The 23,794-nt window shown below is 36.7% G+C and carries 20 protein-coding genes; 6 read left to right on the top strand and 14 right to left on the bottom strand.

Annotated elements, in window-relative coordinates; all coding sequences use genetic code 11:
• Nucleotides 1-15: 15 nt before the first annotated feature.
• From Q1K34_RS13390 to prfB, 4 genes are all read right to left on the bottom strand, one after another.
• Nucleotides 16-2,556 carry a TonB-dependent receptor gene (locus Q1K34_RS13390; RefSeq protein ID WP_300439859.1) on the bottom strand — a complete coding sequence of 847 codons (2,541 nt, stop codon included), beginning with the start codon at nucleotides 2,554-2,556 and terminating at the stop codon, nucleotides 16-18.
• A gap of 112 nt (nucleotides 2,557-2,668) precedes the next feature.
• Nucleotides 2,669-3,037: a hypothetical protein gene (locus tag Q1K34_RS13385; RefSeq protein ID WP_300439856.1), complete on the bottom strand. Its 369-nt coding sequence runs from the start codon at nucleotides 3,035-3,037 to the stop codon at nucleotides 2,669-2,671.
• A 10-nt stretch (nucleotides 3,038-3,047) separates the two neighbouring features.
• Nucleotides 3,048-3,389, bottom strand: a complete 342-nt coding sequence (arsC, locus tag Q1K34_RS13380) for an arsenate reductase (glutaredoxin) (RefSeq protein WP_300439854.1) — start codon at nucleotides 3,387-3,389, stop codon at nucleotides 3,048-3,050.
• A gap of 62 nt (nucleotides 3,390-3,451) precedes the next feature.
• Nucleotides 3,452-4,550, bottom strand: a protein-coding gene (gene prfB / locus Q1K34_RS13375) for a peptide chain release factor 2 (protein WP_300439852.1) whose coding sequence is annotated in 2 segments (ribosomal slippage) — nucleotides 3,452-4,486 and nucleotides 4,488-4,550 — 1,098 coding nt in all. Because the reading frame shifts where the segments join, the coding sequence is not laid out codon by codon here.
• Nucleotides 4,551-4,648: 98 nt separating this feature from the next.
• On the opposite strand from prfB, the gene Q1K34_RS13370 reads away from it, so the two are divergent.
• The 3 genes from Q1K34_RS13370 (at nucleotide 4,649) to Q1K34_RS13360 (ending at nucleotide 8,826) form a co-directional block, all read left to right on the top strand.
• On the top strand, nucleotides 4,649-7,039 hold the full coding sequence (locus Q1K34_RS13370) for a zinc-dependent metalloprotease (RefSeq protein WP_300439850.1): 2,391 nt from the start codon (nucleotides 4,649-4,651) through the stop codon (nucleotides 7,037-7,039).
• A 155-nt stretch (nucleotides 7,040-7,194) separates the two neighbouring features.
• A complete protein-coding gene (locus Q1K34_RS13365) occupies nucleotides 7,195-8,226 on the top strand; it encodes a GntG family PLP-dependent aldolase (RefSeq protein WP_300439847.1) in 1,032 nt (343 codons plus the stop codon).
• An 84-nt stretch (nucleotides 8,227-8,310) separates the two neighbouring features.
• Nucleotides 8,311-8,826 (top strand): redoxin domain-containing protein, encoded by a 516-nt coding sequence (locus Q1K34_RS13360; protein ID WP_300439844.1) that lies wholly within the window; start codon nucleotides 8,311-8,313, stop codon nucleotides 8,824-8,826.
• A 137-nt stretch (nucleotides 8,827-8,963) separates the two neighbouring features.
• On the opposite strand, the gene Q1K34_RS13355 is transcribed toward Q1K34_RS13360, so the two are convergent.
• The 8 genes from Q1K34_RS13355 to Q1K34_RS13320 all read right to left on the bottom strand — a co-directional run bounded on the left by Q1K34_RS13355 (nucleotide 8,964) and on the right by Q1K34_RS13320 (nucleotide 16,284).
• Nucleotides 8,964-11,249 (bottom strand): TonB-dependent receptor, encoded by a 2,286-nt coding sequence (locus tag Q1K34_RS13355; RefSeq protein WP_300439841.1) that lies wholly within the window; start codon nucleotides 11,247-11,249, stop codon nucleotides 8,964-8,966.
• Between the two features lie 51 nt (nucleotides 11,250-11,300).
• Entirely contained in the window at nucleotides 11,301-11,618 is a 318-nt protein-coding gene (locus tag Q1K34_RS13350) for a hypothetical protein (protein WP_300439838.1), read from the bottom strand.
• A 1-nt stretch (nucleotide 11,619) separates the two neighbouring features.
• Nucleotides 11,620-11,925, bottom strand: coding sequence for a DUF6787 family protein (locus tag Q1K34_RS13345; protein ID WP_300439835.1), 306 nt, complete (start codon nucleotides 11,923-11,925; stop codon nucleotides 11,620-11,622).
• Between the two features lie 29 nt (nucleotides 11,926-11,954).
• Nucleotides 11,955-12,383, bottom strand: a complete 429-nt coding sequence (locus Q1K34_RS13340; RefSeq protein ID WP_300439832.1) for a DUF6146 family protein — start codon at nucleotides 12,381-12,383, stop codon at nucleotides 11,955-11,957.
• 40 nt (nucleotides 12,384-12,423) lie between these two features.
• The gene (locus Q1K34_RS13335; RefSeq protein ID WP_300439828.1) at nucleotides 12,424-12,987 is read right to left on the bottom strand and encodes a hypothetical protein; all 564 of its coding nucleotides are present in this window, start codon (nucleotides 12,985-12,987) and stop codon (nucleotides 12,424-12,426) included.
• A gap of 119 nt (nucleotides 12,988-13,106) precedes the next feature.
• Nucleotides 13,107-14,069 (bottom strand): D-2-hydroxyacid dehydrogenase, encoded by a 963-nt coding sequence (locus Q1K34_RS13330; RefSeq protein WP_300439826.1) that lies wholly within the window; start codon nucleotides 14,067-14,069, stop codon nucleotides 13,107-13,109.
• Nucleotides 14,070-14,097: 28 nt separating this feature from the next.
• A complete protein-coding gene (gene serC, locus Q1K34_RS13325; RefSeq protein ID WP_300439823.1) occupies nucleotides 14,098-15,156 on the bottom strand; it encodes a 3-phosphoserine/phosphohydroxythreonine transaminase in 1,059 nt (352 codons plus the stop codon).
• Between the two features lie 69 nt (nucleotides 15,157-15,225).
• Nucleotides 15,226-16,284: an acyl-CoA reductase gene (locus Q1K34_RS13320; RefSeq protein WP_300439820.1), complete on the bottom strand. Its 1,059-nt coding sequence runs from the start codon at nucleotides 16,282-16,284 to the stop codon at nucleotides 15,226-15,228.
• 143 nt (nucleotides 16,285-16,427) lie between these two features.
• Here Q1K34_RS13320 and Q1K34_RS13315 point away from each other — a divergent pair, with 143 nt between their 5' ends.
• Nucleotides 16,428-16,781: a 4Fe-4S dicluster domain-containing protein gene (locus Q1K34_RS13315; RefSeq protein ID WP_229337627.1), complete on the top strand. Its 354-nt coding sequence runs from the start codon at nucleotides 16,428-16,430 to the stop codon at nucleotides 16,779-16,781.
• A gap of 139 nt (nucleotides 16,782-16,920) precedes the next feature.
• Here the strand turns inward: Q1K34_RS13315 and Q1K34_RS13310 are convergent, their stop codons facing one another.
• Nucleotides 16,921-18,201, bottom strand: coding sequence for a carboxypeptidase-like regulatory domain-containing protein (locus Q1K34_RS13310; RefSeq protein WP_300439814.1), 1,281 nt, complete (start codon nucleotides 18,199-18,201; stop codon nucleotides 16,921-16,923).
• Nucleotides 18,202-18,366: 165 nt separating this feature from the next.
• Between Q1K34_RS13310 and Q1K34_RS13305 the strand changes: the two genes are divergently transcribed.
• Nucleotides 18,367-19,107 carry a class I SAM-dependent methyltransferase gene (locus Q1K34_RS13305; protein ID WP_300439812.1) on the top strand — a complete coding sequence of 247 codons (741 nt, stop codon included), beginning with the start codon at nucleotides 18,367-18,369 and terminating at the stop codon, nucleotides 19,105-19,107.
• A gap of 128 nt (nucleotides 19,108-19,235) precedes the next feature.
• Nucleotides 19,236-20,432, top strand: a complete 1,197-nt coding sequence (locus Q1K34_RS13300) for a hypothetical protein (RefSeq protein ID WP_300439809.1) — start codon at nucleotides 19,236-19,238, stop codon at nucleotides 20,430-20,432.
• A 16-nt stretch (nucleotides 20,433-20,448) separates the two neighbouring features.
• Here Q1K34_RS13300 and treS read toward each other — a convergent pair whose 3' ends face one another.
• The gene (treS, locus tag Q1K34_RS13295) at nucleotides 20,449-23,754 is read right to left on the bottom strand and encodes a maltose alpha-D-glucosyltransferase (protein WP_300439806.1); all 3,306 of its coding nucleotides are present in this window, start codon (nucleotides 23,752-23,754) and stop codon (nucleotides 20,449-20,451) included.
• Nucleotides 23,755-23,794: the final 40 nt, after the last annotated feature.

The following is a 23,794-nucleotide window of genomic DNA, read 5'->3' as shown; positions in this document are numbered from 1 at the left end:
CCTCGAAATCTAAAATTAGAATTCACCTTCATCAAAATCTTCATTCCCGTTTTCTCTTCTATTTTGTCTCTGCTTCTGCTGGTTGAATCTATAGATAAAAGATACATTTACAGATTGCCCTTGTCTCCATTGAAATTCACTATCCTGTTCAAAGAATTCTGTAGTGGTGAAACTGGTCCTCTTCCTACCGTTAAAAATATCCCTGACGTTCAATGATAGCGTTGCTTTTTCATTTAAAATTTCCTTACTAAAAGCGAGGTCTACATTTAAAATACCCTCCTGGGTTCCCTGTATTTCTTCCGAGGGACCTCTGTAAAATAAGTTCGTTTGCCAGTCAATTTTCAAGGGTAAAGTTACTTTGGAACTGAACCTACCAAACCAGCTTGAATTATCCTGACTATAATCGGTTCCATTAAATTCTCCATCTAGCTTAAAACGAAACATATTTACACTACCATTAAGCCTAAGCCAGTCTGCGGGATTATACAGGAAACCAACTTCTCCACCCATTCTATCGTTAGTGGCCAGGTTAAAAGGGATACTTCTAATCACTTCTATCTGCTGGCCGGAAGGTCCACTAATAAAAACTTCTTCCTGAACCCTTTGAAAAGCATCAGTTTCTCTCTGGTAATAAACCGAAGAAGTAAAGGTTAATTTCTCCCATTTTTTTAAATATCCCAGATCAAAGGCATTTGAAAAGGCCGGATTAAGGTTCGGATTTCCCTGAAAAATATTATTACGGCTGCTCCTCGATGGAAATGGATTAATATACCATCCTCGTGGCCTGTTGATACGTCTGTTATAGCCCAGGGTAATATTTTCATCTTCACCGAGTTCATAAATAAGATTTACTGTAGGAAATAAACCAAGATAGTTATTGTCAAAGTCGGTATCTATGGGAAAAGAAAATTCCTCCTGTAATTCGGCTTCTGTTAATTCTGAATCTATCTTACCTTTTAAATTAGTGTTTTCTAATCTTAAACCAAGAAGAAAGCTGAAATCCCCAAACTTAGTTCCGTATTGAGTATAAAGCGCCTGGACATTTTCAGAATAATCAAAAATATTAGTCTGACTTTCATTTATAACAAATTCATCCTGATCGTTTTGCTGAAAAAGTTTATAATCTGTTACCTCATTCTCAAAATTACCACGGTAACCTGCTTCAAATTGAGACTCTTCTCCAATAGGCAATACGTAATCGGCCTGGATAAGATATTCTTTTTGATCCTCTTTAGTAATCGTGGATTCTGAAGGGATATCAATATCATTATTATCCGTATTATTATAGGTGGTAATTTCTTCTATAAAAGCATCCTGAGTTTCACTGTCGTTCTCGAATTGAAAATCTGCCGTTAATTGATGCCCCTTATTATCAAACTTTTTTATATAATTTAGGGAGAGCTGGTAGCTTTGATCTTCTTCATTTTCAACTTCCATTCTATTGGTTCCCAGTAATTCCGTATTTCCTAATAGATAATCATTGAGGTTATTGGTCACATCACGGTCGTCTCCCAACCTGTAAAAAATAGCTCCGGTAATAGATGACATATCTGAAAGATAGTATTCCATTCCCACATTGGTATTAAAACCACGGTTAATCCTATCGTAATCCCTATCTTCTATATTTCTATCATAAGAGATACTATCCAGTAGGACATCGGCTCTTGGATCAAAATAACGAGTATCAAAGAAAGCATAGCCGGGAGATTCAGAATATCTGTACCCGGTGGTGGTAAAAAGGTTGTATTTATCGGTACGGTAATTCAGATTGGTAGAAATACTGGCATTTTCAGGGATTCCACCATTTACAGTTACTGAACCATTAAAGCCAAGTGTTTCTTTTTTTCTAAGGATAATGTTGATGATCCCCGCAGTTCCTTCTGCATCATAACGGGCGGAAGGAGAGGTGATCACTTCAACTCTTTCTATAGCTTCTGCAGGTAACTGACTTAGTACATCTGTATTTCCAAATCCCGCCATCGCGGAAGGTTTGCCGTTGATAAGGATCCTAACATTTTCATTTCCTCTTAAGCTAATCCCTCCTTCTATATCAACAGAAATCGATGGAACATTATTTAATGCATCACTAACGGTTCCTCCCGCTGTGGTCAAATCTTTACCTATATTATAGATCTTTTTATCAAGCCTGATATCAACCTGTGTAGTCTCAGCCCTTACCACAACTTCATCAAGATTTTCAGAACCCAGGCCTAATTTTATGGTGCCCAGATTCAAATCTTTATTGATTTGCCTGCTATTGAACTCTTTTGTTTCGTAGGAAATAAATTCTACCAGGATATTATAGGTCCCTTCTTCAACTTCTACTGAAAATTCACCATTGGCATTGGTAACACCTCCATTAATATTTGAAGGGCCATTAACATCCTGAACAGAAATAGTTGCATATTCTAGCGGAACTTCCAACTCATTATCTATCACTTTACCTGTGATAGTATACTTTACAACATCGGCAGGTGCCTGGGCAAAAACATTAAAAGCAAAAATACTGAGTAAACTTAGAATTAAACTAAGGGAATAGATCTTTCGGATGGTCATTATTAATTTTTTTTCTATGACCCATCAGAATTAAAATAGTTTAATCCACAACGGTTAATTTTGTGTTAATGCAACTAGAAGTATAAGAAAAACAAGCCTAATTATCTTAAAACTAAGATTTTCGAGTGATCTGTTTATTCAAAAATATATAATTTTCAAACTGATCTTCGTTCAGAAACTTTTGAAGGGTTTTATGCTCATTCTTCTGAATAGTTCTAAGCTTATTAATCTGTTGATTGCTCCCCAGACTTGAATTGATGATCTCGTTCTTTTTAATAGTATACTCGATTATGGTATCTTCCAGGAGTTCGGTTTGCTGAACACTAAGATCAAGTTGTTCTTTCCACGTAAGCGCAAGCTCTGTAGCCACATCCCTAATTTCCTTGCGGTTCTTTTCGTGGATATATATTTGTGAATAGACGAAACCTGCCACTGCAGCGGTTGCGACACTAATCAATGCAATTCTGTGTTGAAGTTTCATTGTTTTTCTTTTAAAGCAATTTTTCAATATCTGAAGGCGGCCTGCCAACTACAGCTTCTTTATCGCTCTCCACTACAGGCCTTTCTATAAGTTTAGGATTTTTAACCATGGCTGTTATAATTTCACGATCACTTAAATCCCTGTTCTTATATTCTTCTTTCCAGATCTTTTCATTTTTTCGAACCAGTTGTATTGGAGTGATCTTTAATTTTTTGATCAGCTTTTCCAATTCATTCTCATCCAGAGGTTCTTTTAAATATTCCTTTACTTCAAATTCCTTTTCAGAATTATTTAAAATCTCTAATCCTTCCCTGGATTTTTTACATCTCGCGTTGTGATAGATCTTTAACATTCGATTCTTTTTCTTTAAAATAATCAATTAAATCAGTTTTTAAAAACTGAGATAAAAATTTATTAGTCCTCGTTCTTTTGTCCCATCATCATTAGAAAAGATTTCAGAAAGGCATCGATATCGCCGTTCATAACATCATCTACATTCCCAGTTTCTTCAGCTGTTCTTACGTCTTTCACCAGTTTATAAGGATGCATTACATAATTACGTATCTGTGATCCCCATTCAATCTTCATCTTAGAATCCTCTATTTCCCTGCGTTGAGCCTGTCTTTTCTGAAGCTCAATTTCAAATAACTGACTCTTCAATAATTGCATGGCCTTATTCTTATTTTCAAGCTGTGACCTGGTTTCTGAATTTTCAATAACAATTCCAGTAGGGGCGTGGCGCAGTCTTACAGCGGTTTCCACCTTATTTACATTTTGTCCCCCAGCCCCGGAAGATCTCATGGTTTCCCAGCTAAGATCTGACGGATTGATATCTATTTCTATACTGTCATCTACCAACGGATAAACATAAACCGAAGCAAATGAGGTATGTCTTTTAGCATTGGAATCAAATGGGGAAATTCGCACCAGGCGATGTACACCATTCTCACCTTTTAGCCACCCAAAAGCATATTCACCCTCGATTTCCAGGGTTACTGTTTTTATCCCTGCGACATCACCAGCCTGATAGTTGAGTTCACGTATCTTAAATTTTCGCTTTTCAGCCCACATAAGATACATCCTCATCAACATTTCTGCCCAGTCACAACTTTCGGTTCCACCGGCTCCGGCAGTGATCTGAAGCACAGCGCTCATACTATCTCCTTCTTCAGAAAGCATGTTTTTAAACTCCAGGTCTTCAATTAGGTCTAAAGCTTTATCATACCTATTCTGAACATCCTCAGCAGTAGCTTCGTCTTCTTTGTAAAATTCATAGATAACCTCTAGATCATCTACCAGGGTTTCCGCTTTTTCATAATCGCCAACCCAGCTTTTTTCAGAATTAACCTCTTTCATGATCTGTTCTGCCTTTTTAGGGTCATTCCAGAAATCAGGAGCAAAGGTCTTTTCCTCCATATTTGTTATTTCGATCCTTTTGGCATCAATGTCAAAGATACCTCCTTAACGCAACCAGGCGCTCTTTGAGATCTTTAATATCCTCTATTGTTATCATTCAATGGTTGATTTAGTGTAAAAATAGAATTTAGGGGTGTTTTCAGAAAGTATTTAACGAATATTTTTTAGTTTTAGACGACATTTAAAACTACTTCTATGCGTAATTTCACCTGTATACTTCTGGTCTTCAGTATTTCATTTATGATGAAGGCTCAATTCCTTGAAAAAAAAGATAGCTTAAAGAAATATGAAGGATATTTTGATTTTCACTACAACCAGAAGGAGGATGAGATTTATCTTGAAGTAGATAATCTTAACCAGGAATTTTTATACACTCATTTTTTAACTACAGGGGTTGGTTCTAACGATATTGGCCTGGATAGGGGACAACTTGGAGGAGAGGCCGTGGTGAAATTTCAGAAAGCTGGAAATAAGCTTTTATTGGTTCAGCCAAATCAGAATTTTAGGGCGATCACAGATAATCAGGCTGAAAAGCAAAGTGTTTCTGAAGCATTTGCCAAATCGGTTATTTTCGGCTTTGAGATCAAGGAAGAAAAAGATGGTAAATACATTATAGATTTCACGCCATTCTTAATGCAGGATGCTCATGGCGTAGCAGAAAAATTAAAAAAAGGAGAGTATGGTAATTATACGCTGGATAAATCTAAAAGCGCCCTTTCCCTGGATCGAACTAAAGCATTTCCCGAAAATACGGAATTTGAAGCTTTATTGACCTTTAAAGGAGAACCCAAAGGCCGAACGATAAATTCAGTAGTGCCAGATGCTAAAAATATTAGTGTAACCCAACACCATTCCTTTGTAAAATTACCCGATGATAATTATGAAAAGCGTGAGTTTGATCCCAGGAGCGGAGCAATCTTTATCTCTTATATGGATTATGCTTCCCCGGTCTACGAGCCAATTAAAAAGCGATATGCGGTTAGACATCGTTTAGAAAAGAAAGATCCTAAGGCAGATGTAAGCGAAGCTGTTGAACCAATTATTTATTATTTAGATCCAGGAACACCAGAGCCGGTGAGATCTGCACTACTGGAAGGTGCCAGCTGGTGGGATCAGGCTTTTGAAGCTATAGGGTATAAAAATGCTTTTCAGGTAAAAATGTTGCCAGAGGATGCAGACCCTCTGGACGTTCGGTATAATGTGATCCAATGGGTACATCGTTCAACCCGGGGCTGGAGTTATGGGGCCAGTGTGGTAGATCCCAGAACCGGCGAAATTATTAAAGGGCATGTAAGTCTGGGAAGTTTGAGAATTCGGCAGGATTTTATGATCGCCCAGGCTCTTATGAATAAACCTTTTGCCAGCAGTGATGCCAATCATGACCCGATGATGGAACTGGCGCTGGCAAGAATCCGTCAGCTTTCGGCTCATGAAGTAGGACATACCATTGGTTTTGCCCATAATTTTGCCGCCAGTACGGCAGATCGGGCTTCAGTAATGGATTATCCTCACCCTCAATTCGAGATACAGAATGGAGAGATTAGTTTTAGAAATGCTTACGATACAGGAATAGGGGCCTGGGATAAAGTGACCACGAAGTATAGCTATAGCGATATTCCTGAAAGCAGAGATGAAAAGGAATATCTTAATTCTATATTGGAAGAGGCTCGTGATAACGGACTCATATTTATAACAGATTCTGATGCACGCGCAGCTGGAGGAGCTAATGCCCTGGCACATTTATGGGATAATGGAAAACATGCAAATGAAGAACTTGAAAATATCCTGAAAATCAGAAAGAAGGCTATTGAGAATTTTTCGATTGATAATATCAGGAAAAATGAACCTTACTCTGTCCTGGAAGATGTTTTTGTGCCTTTATACTTTTTTCATAGATACCAGACGGAAGCAGCAGTTAAGCTTATTGGCGGACTTCAATACGAATATGCGGTGAAAGGTGGAAATAATGAAGTGGTGACCTACGTAGAGGAGAAACTTCAGAAAGAAGCATTAAAAACGCTTTTAAAAACCTTATCAGCAGAAGAACTTGCCATTCCAAAAGAAAAATTGAAGTTATTTCCTCCAAGAGCCTATGGGTATTCCCGGGACAGAGAGTCCTTCAAAAGTAATACAGATGTCGCTTTTGATGCTTTTGGAGCGCCTGCAACGGCAAGTGAAATGACATTGAGTTTCCTTCTTCATCCGGCAAGAGCAGAAAGAATGCTCCAGCAAAATGCAGTGGATAAAAATTTACCAGATCTTGAATTTTTACTGGATGAATTAATTTCAGAAACCATACAGAAAAGGAATGGGGACAGTTATGAAGCAGAAGTTCAGTACACCATCAATTTTGTAGTTTTTAAACATCTTCTAAATTTAGCGATACACAAAAGATCCACGCCATTAGTCAGGGCAATAACCAATGAAAAGATAGATAATTTGGCCAATTGGTTAAGAGGTAAGGATGATGTTGTTTCCAAAGAAATGTACAGAAAGATCAAAATGTTTCGTGAGAAACCCGGAGAATTTGAACTGGAATTAAATGTGCCAGAAATTCCTGATGGTTCACCTATAGGAACCTTTTAATCTATCAATTAAAAAAATCGGTTTTTGGGCGGGGAAGGCCAAAATGATACAGATGTTTTTTACAAGTGGATCCAGGGATGAAAAATTATAGAATTCAAATTATTAAGAAAAGAACTCGATAGTTTTTACCTTAGCATCTAGTAAAAAATTAAAGAATGAAAGAGATAGATCTTAGAAGTGATACGGTCACAAGACCAACCAAAGGAATGTTACAGGCCATTATGACTGCTGAAGTAGGAGATGACGTTTATAAAGAAGACCCTACTATTAATAAACTGGAGAAAAAGCTTGCCGATATGTTTGGTAAAGAGGAGGCTTTATTCTTTCCTACAGGAAGTATGGCCAATCAGGCAGCAATCAAGCTTCACACACAACCTGGTGAACAGTTGATTTGTGATAAGTGGGCCCACGTATATAATTATGAAGGCGGTGGAGTTTCCTTTAACAGTGGTGTTTCCTGTAAATTAGTAGACGGAGTGCGGGGGATGATCACCGCCCAACAGGTAGAAGAAAATATCAATCCGCCAGATTTCTATCATAGTCCGTTAACCACTTTGGTTTGTCTTGAGAATACAACAAATAAAGGAGGAGGCGCCTGTTACGATCTTGAAGAAATAAAGAAAATAAGGCAGGTTTGCAATCAACATGAGCTTGGTTTACACCTGGACGGGGCAAGGCTTTTTAATGCCCTGGTTAAGAAAAAAGAAGATCCTAAAGATTACGGAAAACTTTTCGATACTATTTCAGTTTGTCTTTCTAAAGGATTGGGAACGCCTATGGGATCAGTTTTAATCGGTGATAAAGAATTAATGAAGAATGCCATTAGAATTCGTAAAGTACTGGGCGGTGGAATGCGTCAGGTAGGATTTATGGCTGCCGCAGGTATTTATGCATTGGATAACCATTTAGAGCAACTCGAAAAAGATAATGAGCGGGCTTCGGAAATCGCAGACATGCTTGAAGAATTAGATTATGTAGAGAAAGTTGAACCTGTAGAAACAAATATTATCATCTTCTATTTAAAGAATGCTGAAAATGAAGAGGAGTTTTTGAAACAACTTTCAGAAAAGAATATTAGGATTAGTAATATGGGACAGGGAAAACTGAGAATAGTTACTCATTTGGATTATTCTGAAGAGATGCATCATTTTTTTCTTGAAACTCTTCGAAACCTCGATCTACCCTAGATTTTCGAAAAAACTTAACTTAATATTGGCAGGTCTTTAATATAGATAAAATATAAATTCTGGTAATTTTCAAAAAATTGACAGATGAAAAACATAAAACCAAGACAGGAAGTTCCAGAATTAATTGTAAAAACAACCAAAGGCCTTAAATGGGATTTACGCGAAAGCAAACCGGAAAATTTCACCATGCTTATTTTTTATCGCGGTCTCCATTGTCCTGTATGTAAAAAATACCTGGAAGAATTAAATACGAAAGTGAAGGATTTTAGAGATAAGGGTGTAGATGTGATTTGCGTGAGTTCCAATACGGAGGAACTGGCACAAAAAACTGTTGAAGAATGGGAAATAGATAATCTAAATATAGGATATGGTTTTAGTATTGAACAAGGCAGAAAATGGGATCTTTATATTTCGGAAGGAATAAAAGATGAAGAACCGGATGTATTTCTTGAACCAGCACTTTTTCTAATAAGACCTGATAGAACCCTGTATTCGGCAAGTATCCAATCCATGCCTTTTGCAAGGCCTAAATTTGATGAATTGCTAAAATCTATTTCTTTTGTGTTAAAAGAAGATTATCCGGCCAGGGGAGAAGCGTAGCAAATAAAATATAAGATAAAATAAAGAGGCTGTCTAAAAAAAATGTTATTTCGTCCAGCTGAAAAAATTCAAAAGGACGTTTTAAATACATTTTAGACAGCCTCTTTTTTTAAAATTGTTAGTAGATTCTCTTAAGACTATATTTTAATATTTGCACTAAACATAATATTTCTACCTATGTTGAAAATACCGTCTGGCTTAAGACGAGAGAGATGGGATATATAAGTCTTGTTAAGCAAGTTGGTGCCACTAAGATTTAGATCTATTTGCAGTTTATCCAGTTTTAAAACCGTTCCTACTCCGGCTCCCAATAAGGAATATCCTCCAGTTTCAGTTTCAAATCTGCCGGGAGTGTTTTGGTCAAAAACATTCTTTAGTCTAACAAAAGTATATTTTTCCATAAAAGTTTCCCCGCCTTCAAATTCGATTCTTAAAGTATTGGTCAATGAATTGGCCGGGATAAGAGGTAAGTAACCTCCATCATTCAATTTACCCGTTACCGTTTCAAAACTGCTCTCTAAATGTAACCAATCTAACGGGTGGGGATGTATATGCACACCAACTTCACCACCGTATAAATTAGCATTCGCCTGCTCGTATTTAAAAACCGGTTCTTCTTCGATTATCTCTCCTGTTGGATTGATGAAGATATAATCATTAACATTATTGTTGAAAGCATTTACAAAAGCTTCAAAATGTTCATTTCTCCATTCCAGAGAAAGATCTATCTGAAAATTCTGCTCGTTATCGAGCTCAGAATTTCCTATCTCATAACGATTTGCTCCATTATGATTTCCGTCGGAAGTTAATTCAGATAAATTAGGTGCCCGAAAACCACTGGCAAGATTAAGGCGTGCGATGAATTTTTGATTGAAATGATATTTGGCGCCAAGGGCAGCGTTGAAACTATTAAAACTTCTGTCAATACTTTCAATTAAATCACCATCTTCTGCCTGGAATTCCTCTGTTTCAATATTTCTGTTATCGAATCGCACTCCTCCCTGAAAATCCCAACTTTCCAGGTGGTAATGGGTAGTGGCAAAAATTCCAAAATCCATGGTCTCTGCATCTGGAATGAGGATTTCTTCCCCAAAATTCCTATTGGTTTGATACATTCCCTGGATGCCGGTAATAGTTTCAAAATTGCCCATTTTAGGCAGGTTGTATTTAAGGTTATAATTTAGAGTTTCTAAATGCATTTCAAGGGCAGGTTCATCTCCAGCTTCTTCTTCCCCATGTTCCTCCTCTTCTTCATGTTCCTCTTCCTCATGTTCTTCTTCACCTTCATGATGTTCCTCATGGTGCTCCTCAAATTCCTTTCGGTCGTTATATTGGTACCCCAACTTAAGATCGATACTGGAATTAGGAAAATAGAATTTATTATCCAGGCTTAAAATATGGTTATCAATTTTTTGATAGGGCAGAAGTGGATCTTTATCCTTTGATTGAACCCCAATTTCTTCTGGAATCCCAATTTCACTTCGATTAAAGTTATATCTCAGATCGGCTTTGTAATTTTTATCCTGGAACCCTAATCCTGCTTTAATATCTTTTTCATTGAACCTGGTATTGGTCACCCGCGTATCATTTCCATCTTCATAATCACTATGGGCAGCATAACTTCCGCGAGCTAAAAATTTTAGTTTTTCGCCAGAGGTTTTTGCCATTAAACTTGTTTGGTAGCCCAGGGTATTGCTGAAATAATCGGCTTCTAATGCGGCGTTGGTTTTCCCGGCAGCGGCATATCTTTCTGGATTCAAATAGAGGACTCCTCCAATGGCATCACTTCCGTAGAGTAGGGAAGCAGGGCCCTTTATAACTTCTACACTTCCAATCCCTTTAGAGCTAATGCCCAGACCGTGTTCATCTCCATATTGCTGATTTTCCAGCCGCACTCCCTGGGTATAGACCAATACACGGTTAGAGCTTAAACCTCTAATCACCGGTTTTCCTATTCCAAAACCTGTAGTGAGACTCTCCACTCCGGCAATTTGAGTAATTCCATCAGAAAGGTTAATCGCTCCCTTTTTATTAAGTTCAGAAACAGTTTCCCTTTCGACTTTCATCACATTTTCACTTTGCAATTGATGAAAAGGCGTAGAAACAATTACTTCTTCCATTTCTATGGCAGAAGGATTTAATGCTATTCTAATGCCTTCTGAAGGAATACTGACTTCCAGATTTTGGGTAGTAAAACCTATGGAAGAGATGATCAATTTGTAAGTTCCTTCAGGGATATTTTTTATAGTGAAGCTCCCATCTTCTCCGCTCATTGTTCCTTTCTCCAGTTGAGGAAAATAAACACTTGCACTAAAAACAGGTTCTCCTGTATTGGAATCTATTATGGTTCCTGAAAGTTGATTTTGACTGTATATAACAGTATTTACTGCAAATAGCAGTATACCTAACAATATATTTCGCATTGGTAAGATTTAAATGATTTGTATGTTATTGCTTATGTAAGAATTGTTGATTTAAGCAAAACATGGTGGTCCCCGAAGATCAAAATGAAGGGGATCATAATCATTTAAAAATGAATAATAATCAAATAATTCTTCCTGTAAGTTTTCTTCAATTACCAGAAAATACTCAGGTAAGTCCAGACTAAGAGCAGGATTTTTGTGAAATTTATGCAGATCGCAATCCAGAGCTTTGGCGTGGTAATGATGTTCAGCATAATTATCACAAAGCTGATGATCGTGATCTGTAAAAATATGGGAGAAGCTAATGACCGACGGCAACCATATAAGTACCGCAGTAAAAACGAAGAATATGTTTTTAAATAGCTTCAAATTATGCTTTAAAAATTTTACCTAATCCAATCCTGTTAAGCATTTTCTTTTCGAATGCCCAAAAAAACTGAAACTGGCCGAAAACCCATCCAAAACTTACCAAAAGAACCTGATAAATAGGAAAAATCAGTAAAATTCTTGCTGTCCAGTAAATACTCCAGTGACTGGTTTCTCGAGTAATTCCAAAAAGTTCACAAATTGGAATGGCAAGTTTGGCCGCAGAAGAGCCGGTAATTGCAAATACAAGTAGAATGACGAAGAATTGCCAATTAGACTCTATTCCCCAGCGTTCTTTCAATTTCCTCATGCTGCAAATATAGGAAATTGACTAAAGAATCAAATCCTTGTAGGCACACTAAATCTTTGATTATAATGCCTGCTAAAAAAAACAAAATAATTGTAGAGTAAATAATTTACTTCGTAGCCATAATCTATACTCGGATCATAATTAATTTGGTTTATATATAGATCTGGATTATAAGCGAAGGGCTGGTTAACTCTTTGATTATATTCGGTTACCAGAAATTGATTTTTATTTTCCAAATAAGGCTGAGAGTAATAGCCTCGGGGTCTTGCGATTGAATTTAAAAATAGGTTGAACCCTGGTTCAATTATGATAATTTCATACTCCAGGCTGTCATTGGCTATTCTTACGGTATCATTTTTGGCATTTCTATCTTTTTGTGAAGGTAAATTTTTTCCCCCTGAAGAACCACAACTGTAAACAAATAGTGCAAGTAATGCTATGTGTAGGATGTTTTTCATTATATCTTTTTATAAAATTGAATCAAAAATTATTCCTGAATCAGCGCCCGCCGGTATAACCTCCCAGTAAACTTTGGTCATCATCTTTATTTTTCCGCCCTAATAATATCTCTTCGCGATTATCAATAATATTAGGATCTTCAGCATTTTTAAGCAGTACTTTTAAATATGCTTCAGAGTTTTTGGTTTCAAGCCCTGAAAGTGTTTTAATGATATCCTGAAATTTTAAATCGGAATTTTCCATCATTTCAGAAATTATGCTGGTGAGAATGGCTAAAGAGAGGTATAAGATATCTTTGAGATCCTTTTTTTCGACATCTAATATTTCAGCATATTGAAGAAAAACCTGGATTTCAGGGTCTGTTAGCGATTGGGCATTTTGTTTACCTGCCTGAATAATATCTTCATTTTCAATCAGTGCTATGAGATTATTATGTTTGCCGGTCTTAAATTCTGATTTGTTGGAATAAATTATAAGTAAACTCGGCAACGAATACACAAAAGATTTTTTAAAAACTTCAGAATCAAGCTTAGTTATTTCCTGGCTTTTTTCCAAAAGCCGGTCCCCTGTTCGGGTTAGTAATATATCCAGAATATTAGCCATGTTCAAGGTTTTATAAGATAAACTGAAGTTAGTAAGTTTACCACGGTATTTTCCTAATGAAATAATAAAAAAAGCCGATGAAGCTGTTTCACCGGCTTTGTCCTCTTATAAAATAGTGCTTAGGCCTTTTCCTTTTTTAAGATTGAAATGATCTGGTCTGCAAGTTCAATACCAATTCTTTCCTGTGCTTCGTTGGTAGCAGCACCAATATGCGGACTCAAAGAAATACTTTCGTTCATCAATAATTTGATGGCCGGGGTGGGTTCATTTTCATAAGTATCTAAAGCGGCAAATGAAACCTTTCCAGCCTCTATGGCAGCGAGTAAGGCCTCTTCATCTAAAACTCCACCGCGGGCCGTATTGATGATGCCCACTCCATCTTTCATTTGCTTAAACTCCTTTGCCCCAATAACCGGTTTGCCCTGAGCTGGAACGTGCAACGTGATAAAGTCGGAATCTTTAATAAGCATATCAACAGGTTCGGTCTTTATAGGAATTTTTATACTTTGATCATTATAAAAGTCCAGGGTGATCTCAGCTTCGCCAATATTTTGATCGCTGGCAATTACTTTCATTCCAATACCTAAAGCGATTTTAGCAACTTCCCGACCAATTCTTCCAAAACCTATAATTCCAAGGGTTTTTCCTCTAAGTTCTACACCTCCGGCATATGCTTTTTTTAGTTCCTTGAATTTCGATTCTCCTTCAAGAGGCATATTTCTATTCGCATCATACAGTTTTCTTACACCTCCAAAAAGATGGGCAAAGACTAATTCTGCCACAGAGCTTGAGGAAGCTGCAGGAGTATTTATAACAGAAATGCCCTTGCTTCGGGCATATTCTACATCAATATTATCCATTCCCACGCCACCACGTCCTATAACTTTAAGATGGATACAATTATCAATAATATCTTTTCTTACTTTCGTGGCGCTTCTTACAAGAAGTACACTAATGGCATTTTCATTTAAATAATTTTTAAGCTGCTCCTGAGCCACCTTTTTTACAATAACCTCAAAACCGGCATCTTTAAGGATTTTTATACCGCTTTCTGAAATACCATCATTAGCTAATACTTTCATTTGAAATGATCTATAATTAATTCTATTCTTATTTTTCCAATTTCTGCATGCAATCAACTACCACCTGCACGCTTTCTAAAGCTAAGGCGTTATACATGGACGCCCTGTATCCTCCAACACTTCTATGCCCGTTTAGCCCGTTCACACCGGCATATTTCCATAATTTATCAAATTTTTCCCTGTAGGAGTCATCAACTAAATTAAAAGTGGCATTCATGGGAGAACGATCTTCTTTGGCAGCAAAACCTTCAAACAGCGGATTTCGATCTATTTCAGAATAGAGGAGATCAGCTTTTTTATTATTCAGTTCTTCCATAGCCCTAATTCCACCTTTAGCTTTTATCCACCTTAAAGTTAGCAAGGAAACATATACGGCATAAACCGCCGGAGTATTGAACATACTATCTTTAGAAATGTGGGTGGAATAACTCATCATTGACGGGATCTCCCTGGAAACCTTGCCAAGTATGTCTTCCTTGATTATGACCAGAGTCGTTCCTGCAGGCCCCATATTTTTTTGAGCTCCGGCATAAATAAGGTCAAATTTCGAGAAATCCATTTCTCTTGAAAAAATATCACTGCTCATATCGCACACCAGTGGTTTTGAAGTAGCAGGAAATTCTTTCATCTGAGTCCCGAAAATAGTGTTATTGCTGGTGCAGTGGAAATAATCTATATCTTCAGGAATTGAATAGGATTTAGGGATATAATTGAAGTTCTTATCCTTCGAAGTTGCAACTTCTTCTACTTCACCAAATAATTTGGCTTCCTTTATGGCTTTTGAAGACCAGGTGCCAGTATTAAGATAAGCTGCTTTTTTCTCCAAAAGATTATAAGCAACCATCAAAAACTGTGTACTGGCTCCACCCTGTAGGAATAAAGCTTTGTATCCTTTGTCCTTTAAACCTAATAATTCTAATGCCAGCGATTGTGCTTCATCCATTACCGAAACAAAATCGGCGCTTCGGTGGGAAATTTCCAGAATAGATAAACCAGAATTATTGAAATCTAAGATTGCTTTGGAAGCCTCCTGAAATACCTCTTGAGGTAAAATACAGGGTCCTGCGCTGAAGTTGTGTTTTTTCATAAGTTTTATACTTGAATATTTCAAAGATGCCAAAAATTGAACGGAATTGCTGTTAGAAAAATTATAAGATTAGAGTTTAGAAAGGAAGTTTATAGTATCGATGTTATCGGCATAATCCCAAAGTTGAGGCTTTTGAGTCTGGCCAAAGCTTACTTCTTCTTTACCTGCATCATTTTTAACGATACACTGAATCCTGTCCTCGTTTTGCTTTAAAAGGGTTTTCAGCTCATTTTCGTCATTATATTTCTCATAAAAAAGAGTGGCTATCGGTGAGCCAAAACTGCTATCTTCTTTCAACATTAAAAAACCGTTGTCCAGCAGCTTAAATTCGCTCATTAAATATACCGCTTTATTATAATCATAATTATTGGCATATTTATCCTGATTTATAATAGGGTTCCAGGAATAGATAGCCTTGAAAAAACCATCAAAATCATAATCTTTAGGAACATATAATTTTGAAACGTTCCTGCATCCCAAGCCATAGTACCTAAAAATATCCCCGCTTAATTTCTCCAATTCTTCTTTTGTTTCAATTCCGGTGATAATAGCTACTGAATTCCTATTCTTTCTGATAATGCTGGGCTTATCCTTAAAATAATATTCAAAATAACGCGCGGTATTATTGCTTCCGGTGGCTATTACCGCATCAAAATTCTCCAGTTTGCCTTCTGTAAAATTTATACGGTTCTCATATCTGCTATCAAGGTTCATAAGGTAAGCAGCAATAACTGGTAGTAAAAACCGATCGTTGCTGGATAATTTTACCAGCACCTTATGTCCTGCAACCAGAACCGAAAGAAAATCATGAAATCCAACTAAAGGAATATTACCTGCCATGACAATTCCAACCGTTTTTCCTCCGCTATTAGAAAGATCATATTCCCCGAGCCATAGTTTTAGATTTTGATGTGTTAAAGCTTCACTCCATTGCTGTAGGGAAAAGATGATATTTTCGCGGGTAAACCAACCATTATAGTGAATTGCAGCATTTATTTTTTCATCCATTTCTGCAAAAAACTTATCATTTCCAGGGATATTCTCATCCTGAACCGCCCCAGGTAACTTGAACTGCTTTAAAAATTCACCTAAAGTGATTAGATGTGATTTGTGGTCATCAATTGTCATCTTCTTATTTGGTTAAGAGGGTAGTCTATCTTAAATTTGTACAGCGAAATTAAAGTTTCTGCAGCTTATAACCATATAAATCTGAAAAAGCTAACGGACTTTTTTCGTTCCGTTTTTTTAAATTTACAAATAAAAGAAGAGCTATGGCAATTGTTATAACCGATGAATGCATAAACTGCGGGGCCTGTGAACCAGAGTGCCCAAACACTGCAATTTATGAGGGTGCTGATGACTGGAGGTATGCCGACGGTACCGACCTGGAAGGGAATGTTGTACTTCCTGGCGGTAAAGAAGCCGATGCAAACGAAGCACAGGAACCTATTAGTGATGAAATTTATTATATAGTACCAGACAAGTGTACCGAATGTAAAGGTTTTCATGAGGAACCTCAATGTGCAGCGGTATGTCCTGTAGATTGCTGCGTGCCAGATGATGAGCATGTGGAGAGTGAAGAAGAACTGCTGGCAAAGCAACGTTTTATGCACCAGGACGAATAAGAAAAGAGGTAAGGCTTTGTTTAAACATAAAAAATCCCTGCCAACGGCAGGGATTTTATTTTTATAGGTTTATTACTTTGGCATTTACTAATATTATAGAATTCTTAGCCTGAAATATTCCTGAGAATGATATCTCAGCTTATTCATCATCCATTTTTTTCTTTATTTTATCAATGGCATTTTGAATGGATTTTTCAGGTTCAATAATATTATTGCTTCCCCAGAACTCTGTATCATAGAATCCGGAAACATCATCTACCATCACGATATTTGGATTGATAAGATCTACAGATTTTCTCCAGTCGTTTCCAGCATAGGCCTGCCAATCTGTTACTACCATCTCACTATTGATCTTATATTTAGAATTAAATATTTTACGTTTCCAGTTTACCACATATTCCATTTGGGCCTTAGCATAAGCATAATGCCATTTTCCATCATTCTGGGCATAATCTACCTGATAATTTAATTCTGTCGGATACACTTTAGATCCATTGGGTTTTTTCTTGACGAACATTGCTGCTGCTTTATCCCTATCATCAACATTCAGACTATATTCAGCCTTTACAAGAGTAGAAGTTTCAGCATCGATGAATAATTTTCCGTAGTACCATGGATCAGATTCATCCATTTCCCTAAAGTTTACTACATAAGTATACCGGTCATTGATCTTTGTAGGATCATCAAACTTAAATTCATAGCTTTTCATCATTTCCGGCCTTAATACATATTCAGTATACTTCATCATATCTAAGTATAGCGTATTAAAAGGCCCTCCGCGCAATTTAAGTGCAAGGGTGTCTAATTTATCATAATCTGTACTCTTACGTGCCTTGTAAAGCGATACCAGGTCTTTTTTACCTGAATTATAAGGGCTCTTAAAAATCTTTACCACAGCTTCTGAAAGACTTACATTACTCCAGCCTTTTTTGATGGTTTCTCTATAAAAGGAGGTCATTAAACTTTGATCTGTAAGGTAATTATCGTCTTTCTTATCCAGCATTTCTCTAACAAGTAGATCAGCATTAGTTGCTTTATAAAGGCTTATTTCTGAAAGTTCTTCTACCGTCTCATCGAGTTCTATAATGGTCTCTTCCGGTTTAAAATAGTCTAATGGCAGGGTTTTGCTCTGAAATCCTAATACTGAAATGGTCACGGTAGCTTCTATCATATCTTCAGGAACCTTTAAGGAAAACTCCCCGTCAGCATTAGTAATGGTAGAAATGTTGCTATTGTTAAGCGCTAGATATGCTGAAGAAATTCCCCTTCCGTTACTGGAATTTACTACTTCACCTTTATACTGAACAAATTCGATATCTCCGGGCTGAATAGCAAAACTTTGCATCGATATTAATAACATGCATAACAAGCAAACGGCAGTATGCATATTACTGTTAAAAATTGTTTTATACTCTTTCATAATTGTAAAATTAAGTTTTGAATAAACTTATACAATATAATGAATTATATGCATAAAATGATGTGAAAGGACTGCTTTATGCATTAAACGATTAATAAATTATCAAGCATCAGGTGTAATTTCTGAAAATATAATATTTTTAAAGTGTTAAGATTAATTAATGAAATGAAAGACAACTTTTCCAGCAATTCTGAAAATTATAGGAAATACAGGCCACAGTATCCCCAGGAAGTTTATGAATTTATAAAATCAAATTTAAATTCATTCGAAAGCGCCTGGGATTGTGGCACGGGGAGTGGGCAGGTTGCAGGAGAGATTTCTAAATTTTTCGAAGAAGTTAAAGCCACAGATATCAGTGAAAATCAACTAAAGAAAGCGGTTAAAAAATCCAATATTGATTATTCCATTCAGCCGGCTGAAGAAACCTATTTTAAAAATGAGCAGTTTGATCTAATAATATCTGCCCAGGCAGTACACTGGTTCGAGTTTAAAAGCTTCTATGCTGAAGTTAAAAGATGCCTTAAACCTCACGGGAAGATCGTAATTATGGGATATGGACTTTTCAGTAGTAATTCAAAAACCAATAAAGTAATCCGGGAATTTTATGATGGTATTATAGGTGATTACTGGGATACAGAAAGAAAATATCTTGATGATCATTATAAAACAATTCCTTTTCCGTTTGAAGAAATTAGGGCGCCTCATTTTAACCAAAATTACACCTGGGATATAGATCATCTTTTAGGCTATTTAAGAACATGGTTTGCCGTAAAGCATTATCAAATAGAGAATGACAAAGACCCTGTTTCTTTGATAGAGAACAGATTAAAAATGACCTTTGGAAAAAGAAATGAGGTTAATTTTCCAATTCTTTTCAGAATGGGGAAAATGCATAGTTTTGCTTAATAATTCTACACTTTTAATGATATCTCCCTGGAGTTTATGATTTTTTTTCAGCTTATATGCCTGAAAAATTATTGGCATAAAAAATGCAAATTTGTGGTAGGTTTACAATATTGAAAAAACAATATCTTATGAAGAAGATCATCTTCGTTTTTACAGCTATCTTATTCAGCGAAATTAGCGCCCATGCCCAGATATACTCAGATAATCAAAATGCATCGGTAACAGAGCAGGTGTTGAAGGAACTAAATAGGGAACGTAGCCTGTTAAGTCAAAATCTGGAATTTAGAATCAAAGAAATAGACTCTAAAATTAATAATCTGGATGAAAGTATTAAGAATACCAATTCAGCTTCAGAAAAAGTAGAGAAACTTTTGGAACGGGTTAAATACCTTGAAGAAAGACAGGAAGAAATAGATAAGAATACTGTAAGTGTCTATAAATATAATTATAGTTCTGCCGTTTTGAACCTCGCTTCGATGGAACGTGAAATCAAACCTTTAAATCTTTTCAAAACTTCCCGTGAATTCTATTCTACATTAGATGCTGTGGGAAATCCTATGAATTATGAGGGATACCAGGAATGGTTTGGGAAATTCAAGCAATATATTGCAGCAGAGCAGGAGGATAATGCCCGTTTGGCAGCCTTAAACCATATGATACAGGTTACCGGAGATCTTGCTAAAGGAACTCCATTTACAGGTGTATTTGCCGGAAGCCTTTTTGACGGGATTAGTCAGTTTATAGGTTCTTTAAATAGAAGGGATAAGGAATTAAGGGAACAAAGTATGAAGATGCTTAAGCTTACTACTTCCATAGCGCAGTTTACCCATGATAAAGACTTAATCGAAACTGAATGGGAAGCAATTACCAAAAGTTTAAATGAATTAAAAGAGCTTCAAAATAAGGCAAAAGAGGATAATTTGGTAAAAATACTGGGTATTGACGAAAAAGATTTTAGAGAGAGTTTCACGAATGAGACCGATGCTAAAAAGCGTACTCAGTACATCCTTGATATTTCTAAAATTGCTGAAAATAAAATCGTAGAGGAGCGTAGCAAGAATCCTGAAAACTGGAAACAGGAATATCACGACCAGATGCTTAGCGTGCAAAATTTAAAGATCAGATTTGGAATGCTTACTTTCAGAATACTTGAAAACCTGGAGAAATATGAAAAGCTTATTCAGAAATATCAAAACGATCCATTTCTTAGAGATGAAATGAAAAATTTAAAACTCAAGCTGGACCTGGTTCGAAACAGTTTTGAATCTACTTTTAACCCTCAGGAATATATAAAAGCTTCCAACAAGATGTATATCGTAGAATAGTGTAAGCCGCTAATCTCTATAAATGATTAAGCACTCCTTTAATTCCCCTGAGTGGAATTAAAATCCATTCGGGTCTATTTTCTATCTCATAATTAAGCTCTGTCAAGGCTTTTTCCAAAAGGAAGGTATTCATGAGGATTTTAAAATCTTCCTGTTTTTTAGGGACGTAATCCTTATTTAAGGCTTTATCAAAATATCCCTGTATGTATAACCTACTGATGTAATAATGCCAGGTTTCTGCCCATTCTTCAAGATTACCTTCTTTTCGTTGCTGGTCATATTCAGAAGAAATAATATTGCTGTATGCAGCGTAATGGAGTGATCTTATCATCGCTGCCAGGTCCCTCATGGCAGACCTTCTAATTCTCCGTTCACTAAAAGGCTTGGAAGGATCCCCTTCAAAGCTATTCATAATATATTCCCTTCCTGTCCATAAAATTTCCTTTAAATGATAATCACCGTGGGTCCTTATTTTCATTACCGGGATCTTATGATCATAAATTTGTTTAAAACATTTTAGAATATCCTTCTTTAAGTGCAGGACTTCTTTCGCTTCGGCCGCGGTTTCTTCAGGTAGATCTTTTACTATTTTATTGAGCTTTTCGAGACTCGTTCTGGTTAAGGTTTGTAATCCTGAAAATAAGGATCGCTGGTAATGCAGGGAAGATTCCTCTTTATCAAAATTGGTGTCGGTTAAATTTTGAGACAGCGCGTCATGTAGTTCTGCTGTAAATTCTCCGAGTTGGTATATTCTTTCAGGTAATATGATCCCTGTTATTTCCTGAATAGAAGCTGGAAAGCTTTCATATTTTAAGGGTTCTGTAATATGTTGATCTAATCGCTCAATTTCGATATCCCGGGTAGAGGTAAGAACCTTTTCAAAGAAACGATTTAGCGAATCTTTTACATGGGACCAGGCTTCGCCCTGGTTTTCTGTAGTTTTTTGCAGCATTCCAAGGAAAAAAGCTTTACCAGATTTCTGATTGAATTTAATAGCCCCTACATATGCAGAGATTTTTTGGAAATCTGTTTTAGTAGAAAGATACTTTATAGTTTCAACATCTGGATTAAAAGCCTGGTCTAGTTTTCTATACAGTTTAAACGTTAGTTCATTGTTATAAGTGATTAGGGTCTGGCGGTTTTCTGTGCTTACAAGCTCAGATTTAATTTCAGTGTCTAAGAATTCCCGCATAGTATTTTCTGTTGAAAAATCCAGGGAACCAGATTTGGGTTTGGATTTTTCCGAATTCCTGAAACCATTAAGGAGATGATCCCTAAAACCTTCCGCATATACCGAATCAAATAAATAACCTTCCTTGCCGTCTATCTTAAGTTTCGTGATAATGCCGCGTTTGGGTATTTCTTTTATCAGGTTTTCGTTTTCTGTTGAAGAGAAAGAAACAGGCAATTGGTACGACTCGGGTAAACCTTCATTGTAGGTAACTTCAAGAATAAGGATTCTGGTAGGAAGCCCTTTGATTTTTACTTCAATTGACTCATTAACACCAATTTCCTGTATAGTTCTGCCGGCATTTTCAAACCACCTTCGATGTTCCAAATATGGAGGCAATATTTGTCTTGAAAGCTTCTGTAGTGTTCGGTTTTTTAAAAGATTATTCCAATTATCAATTTTTAGGACTGGGATTTTACTTTTTCCTTCCACCCGTTCCCTTTCCTTTTCCAGAATGAACCAGTAATAACCGTAAGGTGATAATGTGAAAAGATAAGGTCGCTCAGATATTTCAGGAAATCTATTATGACTGAAAACTTCTACAGGGGTAAATCCTTTATATTCTTCCAGATCTAATTCTGCCGGTTGGGAAAAACGGGAGAGATTACCCAACACAAGTATTTTTTCATCTTCAAATGTTCTGGTATAGGCAATGATCTTAGAATTGGTAGGCGATAGGAATTCAATATCACCTCGTCCAAAAGCTTTATATTTTTTACGCATTCCTATGATACGCTTCATCCACCATAATAGTGATGAGGAGATCATTTGTTGGGTTTCTACATTTATAGATTCATATTTATATTCGGGATCTATAATTAGCGGCAGGTATAATTTATGAGGATTAGCCAGAGAAAACCCGGCATTTCTATCGGCGCTCCATTGCATCGGAGTCCGTACCCCATCACGGTCTCCTAAATAAAAATTATCACCCATTCCTATTTCGTCTCCATAATAAATAATAGGGGTTCCCGGAAGCGAAAATAACAACACATTCATCAGTTCTATTTTACTGCGGTTATTTTCCAGAAGCGGAGCCAGTCTATGTCTAATCCCCACATTGATCTTTGCCTGCGGATCTTTTGTATAGACTTTATACATATAATCTCGTTCTTCATCGGTTACCATTTCCAAAGTAAGCTCGTCATGGTTTCGAAGAAAGATTCCCCACTGGCAATTTTCAGGGATATCTGGGGTTTGGTCTATAATATCTATAATAGGGTAGCGGTCTTCCATTTTAACGGCCATAAACATACGTGGCATAATAGGAAAGTGGTAATTCATGTGGCATTCGTCTCCATCGCCAAAATAAGCAGCGGAATCTTCGGGCCACATATTTGCTTCAGCCAGCAACACCTTATTTTCATAATTCTGGTCTACATGGGCTCTCAATTTTTTAAGAAATTCATGGGTTTGTGGCAGGTTCTCACAATTGGTATCTTCTCTTTCAAACAGGTACGGAACGGCATCCAGTCTAAATCCATCCACGCCCATTTTGCACCAATAATCTAAAATATTAAATACTTCCTGCTGAACCTGCGGATTATCAAAATTCAAATCTGGCTGATGGGCAAAAAACCGATGCCAATAGTAAGATTTGGCTTCTGCATCCCAACTCCAGTTAGAAGGCTCGGTATCTGTGAATATGATTCGGGCATCTTTATATTTATGCGGATCATCACTCCATACGTAATAATCCCGCTCCTCAGAGCCTTCCGGAGCTTTCCTGGCTCTTTGAAACCATGGATGTTGATCTGAAGTATGATTAATAACCAACTCTGTGATCACTTTTAAACCTCGACTATGCGCTTCTTTTATAAAAATTTCAAAATCCTTTACATCACCATAGGATGGGTTAATAGAGTAATAATCGGCAATATCATAACCGTCATCCCGTAGTGGGGAAGGGTAGAACGGCAGCAGCCAGATGGCTGTTACCCCAAGATCTTCAAGATAATCGAGCTTTTGCATTAAGCCTTCAAAATCCCCAATCCCGTCACCATTACTATCAAAAAAAGCTTTAATGTGCAGTTCATATATTATGGCGTCTTTATACCAATGGGTTTCTGTAGAATTTGAATTTTTAGGCATAAACAGGATTTAAATAAAAAAGTTAGGATTCTGTATCTCT

Origin of the sequence: Christiangramia sp., from assembly GCF_029937855.1 — a bacterium.
Classification (GTDB): domain Bacteria; phylum Bacteroidota; class Bacteroidia; order Flavobacteriales; family Flavobacteriaceae; genus Christiangramia.
This window is presented reverse-complemented; position numbering and strand designations above follow the sequence as displayed.

Excerpts from the sequence above, each read along its gene's own strand:
- Q1K34_RS13305 (WP_300439812.1), top strand. The coding sequence starts at position 18,367 with ATGAAAGACAACTTTTCCAGCAATTCTGAAAATTATAGGAAATACAGG.
- Q1K34_RS13310 (WP_300439814.1), bottom strand. The coding sequence starts at position 18,201 with ATGAAAGAGTATAAAACAATTTTTAACAGTAATATGCATACTGCCGTT.
- Q1K34_RS13345 (WP_300439835.1), bottom strand. The coding sequence starts at position 11,925 with ATGAGGAAATTGAAAGAACGCTGGGGAATAGAGTCTAATTGGCAATTC.
- Q1K34_RS13360 (WP_300439844.1), top strand. The coding sequence starts at position 8,311 with ATGAAAAACATAAAACCAAGACAGGAAGTTCCAGAATTAATTGTAAAA.
- serC (WP_300439823.1), bottom strand. The coding sequence starts at position 15,156 with ATGAAAAAACACAACTTCAGCGCAGGACCCTGTATTTTACCTCAAGAG.
- Q1K34_RS13390 (WP_300439859.1), bottom strand. The coding sequence starts at position 2,556 with ATGACCATCCGAAAGATCTATTCCCTTAGTTTAATTCTAAGTTTACTC.
- Q1K34_RS13340 (WP_300439832.1), bottom strand. The coding sequence starts at position 12,383 with ATGAAAAACATCCTACACATAGCATTACTTGCACTATTTGTTTACAGT.
- Q1K34_RS13355 (WP_300439841.1), bottom strand. The coding sequence starts at position 11,249 with ATGCGAAATATATTGTTAGGTATACTGCTATTTGCAGTAAATACTGTT.
- arsC (WP_300439854.1), bottom strand. The coding sequence starts at position 3,389 with ATGTTAAAGATCTATCACAACGCGAGATGTAAAAAATCCAGGGAAGGA.
- Q1K34_RS13315 (WP_229337627.1), top strand. The coding sequence starts at position 16,428 with ATGGCAATTGTTATAACCGATGAATGCATAAACTGCGGGGCCTGTGAA.
- Q1K34_RS13335 (WP_300439828.1), bottom strand. The coding sequence starts at position 12,987 with ATGGCTAATATTCTGGATATATTACTAACCCGAACAGGGGACCGGCTT.
- Q1K34_RS13330 (WP_300439826.1), bottom strand. The coding sequence starts at position 14,069 with ATGAAAGTATTAGCTAATGATGGTATTTCAGAAAGCGGTATAAAAATC.
- Q1K34_RS13370 (WP_300439850.1), top strand. The coding sequence starts at position 4,649 with ATGCGTAATTTCACCTGTATACTTCTGGTCTTCAGTATTTCATTTATG.
- Q1K34_RS13320 (WP_300439820.1), bottom strand. The coding sequence starts at position 16,284 with ATGACAATTGATGACCACAAATCACATCTAATCACTTTAGGTGAATTT.
- Q1K34_RS13300 (WP_300439809.1), top strand. The coding sequence starts at position 19,236 with ATGAAGAAGATCATCTTCGTTTTTACAGCTATCTTATTCAGCGAAATT.
- Q1K34_RS13385 (WP_300439856.1), bottom strand. The coding sequence starts at position 3,037 with ATGAAACTTCAACACAGAATTGCATTGATTAGTGTCGCAACCGCTGCA.
- Q1K34_RS13365 (WP_300439847.1), top strand. The coding sequence starts at position 7,195 with ATGAAAGAGATAGATCTTAGAAGTGATACGGTCACAAGACCAACCAAA.
- treS (WP_300439806.1), bottom strand. The coding sequence starts at position 23,754 with ATGCCTAAAAATTCAAATTCTACAGAAACCCATTGGTATAAAGACGCC.